The organism is Sphingobium sp. FG125 (assembly GCF_057809795.1).
The window spans coordinates 1-12954 of the sequence record NZ_JBMDKQ010000033.1; the positions used below are offsets into that span (position 1 = coordinate 1).

At 60.5% G+C, this 12954-nt stretch carries 16 protein-coding genes; 9 read left to right on the forward strand and 7 right to left on the reverse strand.

Translation table 11 applies throughout. The annotated features are described in order from the left end of the window. Positions 1-459 precede the first annotated feature (459 nt). The 4 genes from ACODSR_RS19870 to ACODSR_RS19885 form a co-directional block, all read right to left on the reverse strand. Positions 460-1722, reverse strand: coding sequence for a Y-family DNA polymerase (locus ACODSR_RS19870; RefSeq protein ID WP_406890183.1), 1263 nt, complete (start codon positions 1720-1722; stop codon positions 460-462). A gap of 4 nt (positions 1723-1726) precedes the next feature. After that, complete coding sequence (locus ACODSR_RS19875; RefSeq protein WP_219750711.1) at positions 1727-2161, reverse strand: LexA family protein; 435 nt, start codon at positions 2159-2161, stop codon at positions 1727-1729. Positions 2162-3132: 971 nt separating this feature from the next. Next, positions 3133-4095 carry a replication protein RepA gene (locus tag ACODSR_RS19880; RefSeq protein WP_406890182.1) on the reverse strand — a complete coding sequence of 321 codons (963 nt, stop codon included), beginning with the start codon at positions 4093-4095 and terminating at the stop codon, positions 3133-3135. 44 nt (positions 4096-4139) lie between these two features. Next, positions 4140-4760, reverse strand: a complete 621-nt coding sequence (locus tag ACODSR_RS19885; RefSeq protein WP_258048401.1) for a recombinase family protein — start codon at positions 4758-4760, stop codon at positions 4140-4142. A 605-nt stretch (positions 4761-5365) separates the two neighbouring features. On the opposite strand from ACODSR_RS19885, the gene ACODSR_RS19890 reads away from it, so the two are divergent. Beyond that, positions 5366-5506 carry a hypothetical protein gene (locus ACODSR_RS19890; protein ID WP_489078314.1) on the forward strand — a complete coding sequence of 47 codons (141 nt, stop codon included), beginning with the start codon at positions 5366-5368 and terminating at the stop codon, positions 5504-5506. On the opposite strand, the gene ACODSR_RS19895 is transcribed toward ACODSR_RS19890, so the two are convergent. The 3 genes from ACODSR_RS19895 to ACODSR_RS19905 all read right to left on the reverse strand — a co-directional run bounded on the left by ACODSR_RS19895 (position 5503) and on the right by ACODSR_RS19905 (position 6513). Beyond that, complete coding sequence (locus tag ACODSR_RS19895) at positions 5503-5703, reverse strand: hypothetical protein (protein WP_489078316.1); 201 nt, start codon at positions 5701-5703, stop codon at positions 5503-5505. The genes ACODSR_RS19890 and ACODSR_RS19895 overlap by 4 nt on opposite strands. A 63-nt stretch (positions 5704-5766) precedes the next feature. After that, on the reverse strand, positions 5767-6165 hold the full coding sequence (locus ACODSR_RS19900) for a hypothetical protein (RefSeq protein ID WP_489078317.1): 399 nt from the start codon (positions 6163-6165) through the stop codon (positions 5767-5769). A gap of 21 nt (positions 6166-6186) precedes the next feature. Continuing rightward, positions 6187-6513: an H-NS histone family protein gene (locus tag ACODSR_RS19905; protein WP_489078318.1), complete on the reverse strand. Its 327-nt coding sequence runs from the start codon at positions 6511-6513 to the stop codon at positions 6187-6189. A gap of 182 nt (positions 6514-6695) precedes the next feature. On the opposite strand from ACODSR_RS19905, the gene ACODSR_RS19910 reads away from it, so the two are divergent. From ACODSR_RS19910 to ACODSR_RS19945, 8 genes are all read left to right on the forward strand, one after another. Continuing rightward, positions 6696-7475 carry a lytic transglycosylase domain-containing protein gene (locus tag ACODSR_RS19910; protein WP_489078326.1) on the forward strand — a complete coding sequence of 260 codons (780 nt, stop codon included), beginning with the start codon at positions 6696-6698 and terminating at the stop codon, positions 7473-7475. 130 nt (positions 7476-7605) lie between these two features. After that, positions 7606-7881, forward strand: a complete 276-nt coding sequence (korA, locus tag ACODSR_RS19915) for a KorA family transcriptional regulator (RefSeq protein WP_489078319.1) — start codon at positions 7606-7608, stop codon at positions 7879-7881. Beyond that, positions 7868-8167 carry a TrbC/VirB2 family protein gene (locus ACODSR_RS19920; protein WP_219750719.1) on the forward strand — a complete coding sequence of 100 codons (300 nt, stop codon included), beginning with the start codon at positions 7868-7870 and terminating at the stop codon, positions 8165-8167. Before korA ends, ACODSR_RS19920 begins: the two co-directional genes overlap by 14 nt. Positions 8168-8170: 3 nt before the next feature. Then, complete coding sequence (locus ACODSR_RS19925; RefSeq protein ID WP_219750720.1) at positions 8171-8482, forward strand: VirB3 family type IV secretion system protein; 312 nt, start codon at positions 8171-8173, stop codon at positions 8480-8482. A 1-nt stretch (position 8483) separates the two neighbouring features. Continuing rightward, entirely contained in the window at positions 8484-10925 is a 2442-nt protein-coding gene (locus ACODSR_RS19930) for a VirB4 family type IV secretion/conjugal transfer ATPase (protein WP_489078320.1), read from the forward strand. 2 nt (positions 10926-10927) lie between these two features. Continuing rightward, positions 10928-11620 carry a P-type DNA transfer protein VirB5 gene (gene virB5 / locus ACODSR_RS19935; protein ID WP_489078321.1) on the forward strand — a complete coding sequence of 231 codons (693 nt, stop codon included), beginning with the start codon at positions 10928-10930 and terminating at the stop codon, positions 11618-11620. A gap of 26 nt (positions 11621-11646) precedes the next feature. Further along, positions 11647-11859, forward strand: coding sequence for an EexN family lipoprotein (locus tag ACODSR_RS19940; RefSeq protein WP_489078322.1), 213 nt, complete (start codon positions 11647-11649; stop codon positions 11857-11859). Positions 11860-11874: 15 nt separating this feature from the next. After that, on the forward strand, positions 11875-12900 hold the full coding sequence (locus ACODSR_RS19945) for a TrbL/VirB6 family protein (protein WP_219750723.1): 1026 nt from the start codon (positions 11875-11877) through the stop codon (positions 12898-12900). The last annotated feature ends 54 nt before the right edge of the window (positions 12901-12954 follow it).

Sequence of the window (12954 nt, forward strand, 5' to 3'; positions counted from 1 at the left end):
GACGATGCTTGAAGCCCCTTATGTAGGTTTTCTGTTCCGTTGCTACTCAAACCCCCTCGTAGGCCGTGCAAAGACCAAGCTCCAACAGCTTTGCCCCTACCTCGTCACGCTCGATAGCCTCGGTCATTTCACACCTTCCCTCGTCCGCTGGGGTGCAGGCCCCGCCTGCAACCCTGCCTCGTGGCGAACAGCGGGGGGCGTGGGGGGCAAGGGCTATCTGGCCGAGTGGTGCGGGCGCAGGGAGCGAAGCGACTGAGCCTCGGTCGGCCTGATAGCCCTTGCAGGGGAGAGGGGGGCAGCGTCCCCCTCTCCCCACTACGGCGCGTCTGCGCCGTCGGATTTCTGCCATGTGGGTCCAAACCCGTCAGGGCCAAGACCGCTTGCGGGCTTGGGGAGCGAAGCGACTAGGGGCCACGGTGACGCGCGTAGCGCGGCAGGCGTCGAACCCTTCTTCGTCCTTCACCTGGCTACGGGAATCTCCGCAAAATTGGTGGTCCACGACGGGCTTTTCTGGCTGCGCCGCGTGTCACTCGGTTTCGCGCCGCACCCTTGCGCCGCGATCTTGATGGTGTCCCGGCCAAACCGGGCGTTGATACCGTCCAATGCCGCCAGCAAAGCCGGTGCGCGTGGATCAGGCTGGGCGAATAGGTCGGCCTGGGCGGCTCCCTCCGGGGTCAGCTCCTCCAACAGCACGCCGCATTTCGTATAGACTCCGCCTTGAACAAACATCTGGTCCACCATCCGCGATGTGTGCGCGATGATGACGCGCGGGTCGTTGCTTGCTGGCGACAGCCGCACCGATCGGGAAGCGGACGGCGGGTTCGGGCGATGCTTCGATCCATGCGCGAACGCGATCAGGCGTTGCGCCACCAATCCCCTAGCTCTGATCTTCTCGGCTGCGCGTCCAGCTCGCCGCGCCATTGCCTCGCGTAGATCGTCAACCGATGTGACGGGCGCCCCGAACTGGCGCGTCACGGCGGTAGCCTTCATCGCATCCGGCTCCGGTTTGAAGTCGTCGCACTCGATGCCGTTAAGCTCGCGAACAAGGCGCTCGAGAACGACGGTCCCCACGTCGCGCGCGACCGCTGGCTCCATCGCAACGAGGTCGCTGGCAGTCCGCACGCCAAGCCGTTGCAGCGAGGCAGTCAGGGCCTTGCCGATGCCCCACACCTCGCCAACCGGCCATTCGGCAAAGAGGCGTCGGCGCAACTCCTCGTCGTGGAGGTCCACCACGCCATTCCAGACCTTCTCGGTCGCCTTGGCGAGCGCGTTGGCAACCTTCGATAGCGCGCGGGTCGGCCCTAAGCCGATGCGCGTCGGAAGCCCGACAGTCCGTAGGATAGAGGCGCGGACCTTATGCGCGGCGCGCACGTCGCCGCGCCCGTTTGCCAGCAAAGGGAGACGGAAAAAGCTCTCGTCTATCGAGTAGATTTCGACGGTATCGCTATGCTCGGCCAGCACCATGTTGAACCGCCTGTTGAGGTCGGCGTACAGTTCATAATTGCTCGATCGGACCTGTATGCCGTGCTTGCGGATCGTGTCGCGCAGCAGGAACAGCGGGTCGCCCATCTTAATATGCAGCGCCTTGGATTCTTCGCTCCTGGCGATCGCGCAACCGTCGTTGTTGCTCAACACGATCACCGGGACGCGCCGCAAGCTGGGGTCAAAGACGCGCTCGGCCGACACGTAAAAATTGGAAATATCAACGATCGCCCACGTCACGGCGCTATCTCAAAAAGTCGCGGACGCTCGCGCGAACGACGCCCCATACCTCAACCGGGTCGGCCGCGATCGTCGGTGCATAGTTCTGCCGCGCATTGCGGGCCTCAAGGTACGGCACGCCGTCGCGCGCTACCAACTGGCGGCACACAAACCCGCCATCGACTACCGCGATCACGATATGCCCTGGCATCGGGTTTCGGTCCCGATCGACCACGACAACATCATGGTCATTGATACCGGCCTCGATCATCGACGTGCCGCTGATCCGAAACACGAAACTGCCCGCGCGATTGAGCCTAAGCAGCTCGGCAAGATTGATGGCGTCCTCCTCCCAATCTTGGGCCGGGGAGGGGAAGCCGGCACCCGCTGCGCCGATGATCCGAAGCCGAAGCGACGGCGAAACCTCTGCGAGCGGGACCGGCTGCATGAGTGGCAGCATACGAGAATCCCTTTCGCCCCATTGTACCGCGCCGGAACAGAATGGGAACAGGGTTGTCGCACAGGTCGCCGCATTGTCTTTTTCAGGCCGCATCCTGCGGCCCCTGTTGGATTTCACCGCGCGACCGGCTATATGGGAGTTCGACTTTCACTCCCTCCTGCGGGCGAGCGAAACCGGGCTTGGATGGGTTGCCGCCCTCCAAGCCCATTTCATTTCTGGCGGCGCTGGCCCCGATCCTTCCTTCACTGACCTATCCGCTGGGCCTTCGTTCGATGTGGGCGCTGCCGGAACCGCTTGGCTCCTTCGGAAGCCATCGCGGCGGCTTGCCGCCGCGTCCTGCCTTTTCGTCCAGCTCGTCCGGTTCTGGTTCTCGATCGCTCTCGCCACTCTCCGAAGCGAGACGCCAGTGATGGAGGATTCAATAACGCCGGCCGTAGGCCGTCATCAAAGGGGGATGCCGGGTGGGACGACCGCGCGAAGCGTGGTCGGGCGAGCGAAGCGAGGAGCCGGCGGGGGCGTAGCCCCCAAGAGGCGGTGCTGACCCTCGGGTCTGGATTTCCACGTATCGTCTTGCGCGTCGATCCGCCTTTGCGACTTGTCCACAGGCACGCCGCTAAAGGAAGGGGTATAGGTTTCTATAGGTTAGGGGGGTCCGATCATCACCGAAAACGCGAGTCGTCTCGGGTCCGATTATCACCGCGCAAGGGGTCCGATCATCACCGCAATAGGGTCCGATTATCACCACCTCGGATTTGCCAAAGGGGGTCCGATTATCACCGCCTGAAACCGTGAAAAGGGTCCGATTATCACCGCTCTCGCAACCTCGGCGGGGGGTCCGATTATCACCACCCCAAAGGGGTCCGATTATCACCAGCACGCCGGGGGGTCCGATTATCACCGGCTGCGGAGGGGGTCTGATTATCACCACCACCAAGGGGGTCCGATTATCACCGGCCCCCTTGGCGCTGTTCCTATGCGGCGCGAAGGCGTTTGGCGGTAACGGGATCGACGGCCGGGGCCGATTTGCGGAAGGTCACGCCACCACGGACCACCTCGACGTTTGCCCCCGGATAGACGCTCAATGCCTGGGCGAGCGCCTTTCTAAACTTCTTCTTGAAGTCGGCCAGTGCATCCGCCCCGACATACTCTTGGCCGAACTGATCCTTTAGGAGCCACCAATTCAGCGTCAGGGGTGCGCCGATGCGGTAGAGCCGCTGCACAAGGAACAGATACACGTCCATCGCCAATGCCGAACTGCGAAGCGCCGACAGGGCCTCAAGGTCGATCGGTACGGCGTGGTCCCGTAGCGTCTCGAAAAACCGCCTTCCAAGGATCAAGCGCGACGGCCAAAGCGAACGCTGGCCTTCCTTCCCCGGAAGCCAAGCGTCGAACTGCTCGACCGGGCTTCCGTCGAACGTCGATGCAATATCGCCGGACGTGAAACCGATAGTCATCTGGCAAGCTGCGAGTGCCTGTAGCTGGGTCCGAAACATGCGGAATCCCTGCCCGCTTTTCTCGATCCCCAACAGCCGCAAGGCGTCGTTGGCACTATCGCCAAACGGTATCTCGGGGGTGTTCTCGCGCACCGCATAGGCAGACACATAGGCGAGGATCAGGCGAGGGATCGGTCCATAGGGTAGGGGCTGCTTGACCATCGCCTTGCCATTCCAGAGCTTCCCGGCGCGCAGCTCGATCGCGGCGTTGCCGTTGATCCGGGAAAAGGTGTCACCTTCCACCTTCGATCGCGGCATCCCGACCGCGCAAAGCGTCGAGTGCATGAACGTAACTTCGTCGCCCTCGGGGCGGCGGGCCGCAATCTCTAGGCCGCGCTCGATCAGGGCAAGGTCACGCGGAGTTCTCTTGTTCTGCTGGCGTTCAATGGACGCGAAAAGGTCTGCGGTGACTGCACCAATTGCCGTTGGCTCTCTCGACATATTCAATCCTTCGTGCGGGCATCACGACTACGGGGTTGCCGCCCCTATGCAGCCGCTTTGGCGGGTGATTGACTCGCTCCTACTTCGAGTCTTTTCAGTCCAAGGTACAGCGTTGACCGGCTTACGCCATAAGTCTTGGCTACATCGCTGGATGAAATCTTTGGATCGTCTAGCAGGCGCTTCGCTTGGCGAAGCTGCGCGATCGTCATGCTGGGTCGCCGCCCGCCAAGTCGGCCCTGGGCGCGCGCGCTCGACAGGCCGGACTTCGTGCGCTCGCTGATTAGGCGGCGCTCGAACTGCGCGAAGCTGGCGAACATATGGAACACAAGCTCACCCCCGGCGCTGGCGGTGTCGATATGCTCGGCGCGGCTCTCGAACCCGATCCCGCGTTTGCCAAGGTCCGCTACCGTCTGAACGAGGTGGGACAGGCTGCGGCCAAGTCGATCAAGCCGGGTAACGACAAGCGTGTCGCCGGCGCGCATCGCGCGTAGGGCGTTCTTCAGCTCGGGGCGGTTGTCCTTCTTGCCGCTGGCGCGCTCGGAATAGATCTCCTCGCATCCGGCCGCTCGCAGCTCTGCAATCTGCGCCTCAAGGCTCTGGTCCTCGGTCGAGACGCGGGCATAGCCAATTCGCATTGCCTTGGGGGAGGCGTGCTGCGCTGTCATCGTGTCATGCAATCCCGGTGTCCGATATGCCGAATGGCACCCGTTTATCGGTCACGAATGGTTAAACAAGTTTTCGGACAGTGCAAGCGGTAAACCGGAGCACATTCGCATCATGCCGCTGGCTGCTCGATAAACGGTCGTTTGCCGGACGGTTGGGTAGGGGTAAGTGAAGCGTGATGGCTGCGAGACTTGTGTCCTCCCATCCTACCGGGTCGGCTGCGCCTCGGGTGAGGTCGTCGGCGGGGGAGCAAAACCGCTGGCGACCTCATTCCTACTCGGGTCGTTTGACGGACAAGGCAAAACCGGCGCTAGAAGGTCGCCTATAGAAACGTCCAGTAGTTGCATGGGCTAACAATATCTTATCAGCCAATGTTCTCTTAATGTCTCCGAAACAAAGCCGGAGACTTACGGTGTTGAACGTACTGTTTTACTGCGGGATGGCCGTGGCTCTATTCAGTGGCGGGGCATATGCAGCGGGAATGGCCCGCATCCAAGTCGCGGCCTTTCCCGCTATCCTCGGTATTGTCGCTATGCTGCTGGCAATCTTGTTGTCATCGTAGCACTATAGCTTAGGATATGCGCCTAACGACCGTGGAGACGTTGCCATGCCCGACGATGCACCAGACGGTTTCGAGGAATCGGCCCGGATCGTGGAAGCCTTCGCGTCGGATCAAACCGATGCAACGATCCTGGCGCTGCTCGATGAAATCACGCGCGCGATCCGAGAGCGCGCCATAGACGCCTAATTGGCTGCGCTGGGTACGGGTCCGAGATAGCGCAGTTCGTCAGCCTCGCTGATCGTCTCGCCGGGGAGCATCGGCCCTCGCCGTTCCATCGCGTCGATAGCCGCCTGCAGATGGCAGGCGGCGGATTGTTCGTCCGTCCGATCGAGGAGGGCAAGCGCCATCTTCATCAAGCGGGTGGCCGTTGTCGCATCGGTCATAGAAAGCCTGCAAAGCCGCCAGAGGCGGCAAAAAGAGAGGGGGCCGGTTGGCCCCCTCCGTCGTCAGTTGAGAACTATCGGTGTGGGTGACAACCGCAGCAAGAGGCTGTCGTAGCACCATAGGAACACCAACCCGCCAAACCATGACCCTGACGCGGTGAGGAACAGGGACATGCGCTTGGGATCGTCGCCGTGCATCCCGAACCAGATAAGCGGCATGGCGATGAACAGACCGAAGATCGCGAGGCCGAGCATGAATCGGATCGGTCGCCTCAACCATAGCAGCGGCAGGAAAAGCGCCAGGCGAAGCAATCCGAACGCGAACCCGCCCGCGCCTCGCGCGACCATCGCGCTCTGACGCCGGACCTTGGCCGCGTCGATGCGCGGCCTCGGGGAGCTTTCCGGCACGGTATCGGAGGTCGGTTCCTCACCGATGCGCCGGAACGGGATCACGTTGCTCATGCTCGCCTCCGTGGGAGCGCCTTATAGCTCCAAATCAGCCAGTGACTTTCCAGCAGCCAAATGGTCCGCAACCCACTTTGGTTTCCGGCCCTTGCCCGTCCACGTTTCGGACGGTGCATCGGGATTACGGTAGCGGGCCTTTGACGCTCCGGTGATGGACGATAGGTCGATCCCATGCAAATTGGCAAGGTCCACGATCTTCTTACGAGCTTCGGCGCGTTCCTTCGCCTCACGTCGCTTCAATTCCGCCTCAATCTCGCTACGCATCGCGTTTAGCGCGTCGGTGTCCATAGATTGAAGGTCGCTCATGTAATCGCCTTTTTGTGGTACTTGATCGTCATCACTCATCCGAACTAACCCCCATTCACGTTGCGTAACCGCTGCAAAACTGCAATCTTGATGCCATTAGGCTTCAAGGTAGGAGACAACGGGTGCCTCATGATGGGTCATATCAACCTAACAGACGGTTAGGTAAGATGAAACGTGCAGCGAAAATCGGGGCGAGAAAGAGCCTCGAAACTGCACTTTTGATGGCCTCCGTTGCAGCCGCAGGAACGCAGGCTTCCGCCCAAGTGCCAAGCCCCGGCTATTCGGAATCGTTCGAGTCCCTGGCGGGCCGATGCGCCCCCTCGGTGCATCTTCGCACCCTATCGGCGGTGGTCATGCAGGAGTCCAAGGGATACCAGTTTGCAATCGGCATAAACGGGAGGTCACAACTCCCTCGCCAGCCCCGAAACGAGGCGGAAGCAATCGCGACAGTTCGTTGGTTGCTCCAAAATGGTTATAATTTTGACGCCGGATTGGGTCAGATAAACTCGAACAACTTTACTGCGCTTGGCCTCACGCCGGACATTCTGTTTGAGCCATGCACCAACCTCAAAGCGGCTGCGGTCATCCTGACGCAATGCTATGCAAAGTCGGTGAAATCCTATGGCGGACAAGCCGCCATCCACGGCGCGCTCTCCTGCTACAACACTGGCAATCTGCGCCGTGGCTTCTCTAACGGCTATGTCCGCAAAGTCGTCGGGCAAGTCTCTTTGCCTGTGCCTGCTTTGTCGTCCGGCTCCGTCCCTCGCTCGGCTCCCCCTGCTCGCCAGCGCGATCCAGTCGAGATTGCGTCGGTCGATCAGAGCCAAATCGCGGGGCCGCGTGGTGCGAGTGGAGCGGCCCAACCGTCTGCAAATGACGGTATGCGCGATGCCTTCTCGCGCGGCCCTCGGGACGCCTTCACCCCCCCGCCAGCCCCCGAGAATCTGCCCGAATCGGACACCGGCCCGGTTCGCCTGACGGCCTCTGTGGAAAGTTTCTGAACGTGCGTTCTGGCTATTGCCTTCAAAACTGTAATGCTGATAGGATTAGGCTCGGTCAATTGAGGGGCCTTCAAACTGTCATATTCTCCGGTCCGGCCTTTGCCGGTTTGCGAGAAATGGGGGGCGGGCAATGAGGTTGATCGAGCAACGGGAGGTCGAACGGGCTTTTCGTGAGTATCCTGTCGAAAACGTAACGGTTGTTCGGAAGGAGGCGAAGTGCTGGTATTTCACGTTTCAGGTTGTCGATCCCAAGACGGGGAACCCGGCTACTTGCTCCTTGGGAACCCAGCGAGGGGAGTTGCGGTGCTGGGCTGATCCCCGGTCCTTATTCAGCTTCTTGGATGACAAATTCGGTGTCTCCGAGGGCACTTTCATGTTGAAGGATGAAACTCATGAAGAAAAATGAAGCTGGTCGGATCGCGCTCCGTTTGGGTGCCAGTGTTGCCGCTGGCGCTCTCGCAACCTCGCCCGCGATGGCGCAGGGACTGCAACAGGCGCAGAGCATCACGCAGAGCTTTCTCGATCAAATCCAGATCATCGGCCCGATCGTCTTTACGATCATCGTTATCCTGACCGGCGTGGGCTACGGCGCGCGCATGGTCGAGAAGGACACGTTTGTTCGTGTTGCGGTCGGCTGCATCATCGCCGGTTCTGCCTCGGCCCTGGTGCCGATGTTCTGGTCCGGGTCCTAAACTATGGCTCGGCAACAGCAGGAAGCGTTCCCGCTGTTCAAAGGTGCCACCCGCGTAGCGACCTTCGCGGGTGTCCCTTTTATGGCGTTCCTGTACGTCTGCATCTTCGTCGCGTCGATCGCGATGCTCTTTAGCCTCTGGCTCTGGCTCCTGATGATACCGTTCTGGATCGTCATGGCGGCGGTCACGAAACACGACGACAAGGCGTTCCGCATCTGGGGCCTGTGGTTCGAGACTAAGTTCCGAAATCGCAACAAGGCCTTCTGGAATGGCTCGACCTATTCCACGGCCCGCTATCGCAAAAAAAGGAAGTAGCATGGCGACGAAAACGGCGCTTGATGTTCTCAAGAGTGAGGGCGCGATTGCGGACTATCTGCCGTTTTCGCACCATGTAAGCGATACTGCGATCTCAACTCGCAATGGCGAGTATATGACCATCCTCCGTATCTCGGGCCGGTCGCATCAGGCGGCATCGGAGGAGGAGGTATTTCGCTGGACGCGCGAATTGAACAACGCGGTTCGCGGCCTCGCCTCCGCGCACGTCTCGTTCTGGTCGCACGTCGTTCGCCGCAAGGTGTTCGAGTACCCGGATGCGGAGTTCTCGAACGTGTTCTGCCGCCAGCTCGATTCCAAGTATCGTTCGAGCTTTGAAGATTTGACCCTCATGGTCAACGACCTCTACCTGACGATCATCTGGCGGCCTGAAACCGACAAGGTGCTGTCGTTCTTCGCGCGTCGGGAAAAGCCGACGCTTGAGCAAAAGCTGACCCGGCAAGGGATCGCCCTAAAGGGGCTGGAAGATACTGTCGGCGCTCTGACCAAGACGCTCGACAAGTACCGCCCCGAAGTCCTCGGCATCTACGATCACAACGGCCACGCCTATTCGTCGGCGCTCGAATTTCTGGCGTTCCTCGTCAATGGCGAGCATATCCCCATGCCGGTATGCCGTGAACGCTTCGGTGAATACATGGCCGTCAATCGGCCGATTTTCAGCCAGTGGGGCGAGATTGGCGAAATCCGCACCTCCAATCGGCTGCGGCGCTTCGGCATGGTCGAAGTGGGCGAGTACGACGCACAGACGGAGCCGGGGCAGCTCAACACCCTCCTGCAATCCGACTTTGAGTTCGTGCTGACGCAGAGCTTTTCGTCGCTCTCGCGCCCTGCCGCCAAGGAGGCTTTGCAGAAGCAGAAGAAGCTATTGGAGGATGCCAAGGACGTGGCGTTCGTCCAGATCGCGGAAATTGATGAGGCCCTAAACTCGCTCATGTCGGGTCAGTTCGTCATGGGCGAACATCATGCAACCGTCACCGTCTTTGGCGACACGGCGGAACAGGTGCGCCAGCATATCTCGGCCACAACCGCGATGCTCGCCGACGTGGCGCTGGTGCCTAAGACGCTCGACCTTGCGCTAGAGGCTGGCTGGTGGGCGCAGCTCCCCGCCAACTGGAAGTACCGGCCCCGGCCCGCGCCGATCACGTCGCTCAACTTCCTGTCGTTCTCGCCCTTCCACAACTACATGAGCGGCAAGCCCACGGGCAACCCGTGGGGTCCGGCTGTCACCATCCTCAAGACGGTCAGCAAAACGCCGGTCTATTTCAACTTCCACCCCTCGCCCGCGACCGAAGATTCGAGCGGCAAGCCGTACCTGGGCAACACGATCCTGATCGGGAAGTCCGGTACGGGTAAGACCGTAACGCTCGGCTTCATGCTCGCACAGGCGCAGAAATACGGCCCGACGATCGTCGCGTTCGACAAGGATCGCGGCATGGAAATCGTGCTGCGTGCGATGGGCGGGCGCTACCTCCCGCTTCGCATCGGTGAACCCACGGGTTTCAACCCGTTCCAGCTCGAACCCACGGGCCGCAACATCACGTTCCTCAAGCGCCTGCTGACGCGGCTTGCAAGCGGCGCTGGTGATCCGGTGACGCACGCGGATGAACAGCAAATCGACAGCGCGCTCAACACGCTCATGTTTCATATCGACAAGCCGTACCGGCGCATGTCGGTGTTGCTGCAATCCCTACCCAATCCTCTGTCCGATGAAGGTCGGCCGACTGTCCATGCGCGACTGTTGAAGTTCGCGGAGGGTGGCGAGTTCGGTTGGCTTTTCGACAATGATGCTGACCTACTCGACCTGACGACGCACCGTATCTACGGTTTCGACGTGACGGAGTTCTTGGAGACACCGGAAATCCGCGCGCCTCTTATGATGTACCTGATCTATCGGACGGAGGGGATGCTTGCGCCGGAAGATGCGGCCAAAAAGCCGCCCTTCATCTATGCGTTCGATGAGTTCTGGAAAATGCTCTCGGACCCGGATTTCGAGGATTTGGCGAAAAACAAAGCCAAGACCATCCGTAAGCAAAACGGCATCTTCGTTTTCGCCACGCAGGAGCCGAGTGACGCGCTCCAAAGCCCCATTGCCAAAACCCTCGTCCAGCAAACCGCGACGTATATCTTTCTCCCCAATCCCGGCGCGGATCGGGACGATTACGTCAACGGCTTCAAGCTCACCGAAACGGAGTTTGAATTGGTGCGCGACCTGGGGGAGACAAGCCGTCGCTTCCTGATAAAACAGGGCGATTCATCGGCACTTGCCGAATTGAACCTGACGGGCTTTGATGACGAATTGCTGGTCCTATCCGGCACCCCCGAAAACGCCGATTTGGCGGAGCGCATTATCGGGGAATACGGCGACGATCCGGCTAAATGGCTCCCGGTCTTTTTGGAGCAGGCGAAAGCGGAAAGGAGTAAGTGACCATGCGAAAAAGTCTCACTCTATCGGGGGCCGCCTTTGTGGCGGCCTTCGTCTTGTCGGCCCCCGCGTCGGCACAGTTGGCCGTGGTCGATCTGAAAGCGATCGTCCAAGCCAAGCAACAGGTCGATCAGATGCGCCAGCAGCTCTCGCAGCTACAGCGCACCTATTCGCAGCTCGAAAGCACCTACAAGTCCGCGACGGGTTCGCGCGGGATGGGCGACATTTTCAATGATCGCACCATCCGCAACAATCTGCCGTCCAACTGGCAGCAGGTCTATGACTCGGCGCAGCGGGGCGGGTACGCGGGTATCTCGGGGTCGATCGACGCCATCGCGCGCCAGAACCAGCTATCAGGCACCGTCAACAACGGCATGGGTAGCATCCGGCAACGTCAAGCGGCGCTCGGCGCAACCAACAAGGCGGTGGGGATGCAAGCCTACGCCGGGGCGCAGGCCCGGTTGAACCAACTCGACCAGCTCACCCAGCAAATCAGCCGCACTCAAGACCCGAAGGCCATTGCGGAGCTTCAAGCCCGCATCGCCTCGGAACAGGGCGCGATGCAGAATGAGCAAACCAAGCTGCAACTCATGGCGATGTTGCAGCAGTCGGAGGCCGATCTGGTGCGCCAGCAAAAGCGTGACCTTAGCTCGCGCATCCTCAATCCCAACAACACCAAAGTCCCGGTGATCCGGTGAGGGCGCCAGCCCTCGCCGCTTCGCTGATGCTGGCGAGCCTCGCGCTCGCCGGCTGCGGTGAAGCCACGCATGACGTGGATTATTACAAGACGAATGGGGAGGAACGCACCGCCAAAATCAAGGAGTGCAACAATAACCCCGGCGAACTCGGCATGTCGCCAAACTGCCGTAACGCTAAGAAGGCGCTCAACGATTTGGCGCTCGACCCCAATAACAAAAAGGTGCCGGTCATCCGGTAGTAGGGAGCGTTCGACATGGAAGGCTATGCGCTAGTCCAGCCACTTTTCACCAAGATTGATGAAACGACTGCTCGGTTCGTAACCGACATTTCGTCCAAGGCAATCGCGGCGATAACCCCCGTCGTCATCATCTGTCTGACGGTTTCTTTCATCCTCTACGGCTTGGCTATCGCACAGGGCAAAGTCGAAATGCCGTTTGCGGATTTCGTCATGCGGTCGGCGCGTATCGCTCTGATCGTCGGCGCTGGCCTGTCTGTCGGCCTGTACCAAGGCGACATTGCCGCTGCGATCCGCACCACACCGGACCAGCTCGCCTCGGCCCTTCTGTCTGATCCTACAGCCGTCAACCAAGGCACGGGAGGGATCATTGACGATGCGCTAGGCAAGGGCTTCAAGGCCGCTGGCGAAGCGTTCGACAAGGCCGGGTTCTTTGAGGACAACGGCATCACCTATGCGCTGCTCGCCGTGGTCATCATCCTGGCAACGGCGATCTTCGGCGCGATCGGCGCGGCCTTCCTCATCATAGCCAAGCTGGCGCTCGCGCTGCTGGCGGGGCTAGGGCCGTTGTTCATAGCCGCGATGCTGTTCCCGGCCACGTCACGGTTCTTTGAATCGTGGGTGGGCCAGATAGTGAACTACGGCCTGCTGATCGTCATGTTCGCCTCGATCTTCGGCCTGCTCATCAACATATACGGCAACTACATGGAACAGATGGCTTTCGATGGGGAGGTCAACATCGTTTACACGGTGGGGGGCGCGGTCGTCTTGTCGGTCGCTCTGATCTTCGTTTTGATGCAGCTACCGAGTATGGCGTCGGGCTTGGCCGGTGGTGCGGCTATCAGCTTCTTCCATGAATTGCGCGGCGCGAAAGCCGTGGCTTCTGGCGGTGCCAGCATGGCCGGTTCGGTCGGCAAGTCTGCATCGGCTTCACTGGCAAAGGACGCGGCAACAATTCGCAGCGGGGCGGCTGCTGCGGGTCGGGCCTACGCGCCTGCCGCTAGGGCAACGGCCCGTGCTGCCGTAGGGTATTTCAAGCGATAGCCGCAACAATACCGTAACCAATTACCCGATGCGGGGCGGCTGAAATGCCGCCCC

Coding starts and splice junctions, on each gene's coding strand:
- korA (WP_489078319.1), top strand. CDS start 7,606: ATGAGGTTGATCGAGCAACGGGAGGTCGAACGGGCTTTTCGTGAGTAT.
- ACODSR_RS19900 (WP_489078317.1), bottom strand. CDS start 6,165: ATGAGCAACGTGATCCCGTTCCGGCGCATCGGTGAGGAACCGACCTCC.
- ACODSR_RS19940 (WP_489078322.1), top strand. CDS start 11,647: ATGCTGGCGAGCCTCGCGCTCGCCGGCTGCGGTGAAGCCACGCATGAC.
- ACODSR_RS19880 (WP_406890182.1), bottom strand. CDS start 4,095: ATGTCGAGAGAGCCAACGGCAATTGGTGCAGTCACCGCAGACCTTTTC.
- ACODSR_RS19920 (WP_219750719.1), top strand. CDS start 7,868: ATGAAGAAAAATGAAGCTGGTCGGATCGCGCTCCGTTTGGGTGCCAGT.
- ACODSR_RS19895 (WP_489078316.1), bottom strand. CDS start 5,703: ATGACCGATGCGACAACGGCCACCCGCTTGATGAAGATGGCGCTTGCC.
- virB5 (WP_489078321.1), top strand. CDS start 10,928: ATGCGAAAAAGTCTCACTCTATCGGGGGCCGCCTTTGTGGCGGCCTTC.
- ACODSR_RS19905 (WP_489078318.1), bottom strand. CDS start 6,513: ATGAGTGATGACGATCAAGTACCACAAAAAGGCGATTACATGAGCGAC.
- ACODSR_RS19945 (WP_219750723.1), top strand. CDS start 11,875: ATGGAAGGCTATGCGCTAGTCCAGCCACTTTTCACCAAGATTGATGAA.
- ACODSR_RS19875 (WP_219750711.1), bottom strand. CDS start 2,161: ATGCTGCCACTCATGCAGCCGGTCCCGCTCGCAGAGGTTTCGCCGTCG.
- ACODSR_RS19910 (WP_489078326.1), top strand. CDS start 6,696: ATGGCCTCCGTTGCAGCCGCAGGAACGCAGGCTTCCGCCCAAGTGCCA.
- ACODSR_RS19890 (WP_489078314.1), top strand. CDS start 5,366: ATGCCCGACGATGCACCAGACGGTTTCGAGGAATCGGCCCGGATCGTG.
- ACODSR_RS19925 (WP_219750720.1), top strand. CDS start 8,171: ATGGCTCGGCAACAGCAGGAAGCGTTCCCGCTGTTCAAAGGTGCCACC.
- ACODSR_RS19930 (WP_489078320.1), top strand. CDS start 8,484: ATGGCGACGAAAACGGCGCTTGATGTTCTCAAGAGTGAGGGCGCGATT.
- ACODSR_RS19885 (WP_258048401.1), bottom strand. CDS start 4,760: ATGACAGCGCAGCACGCCTCCCCCAAGGCAATGCGAATTGGCTATGCC.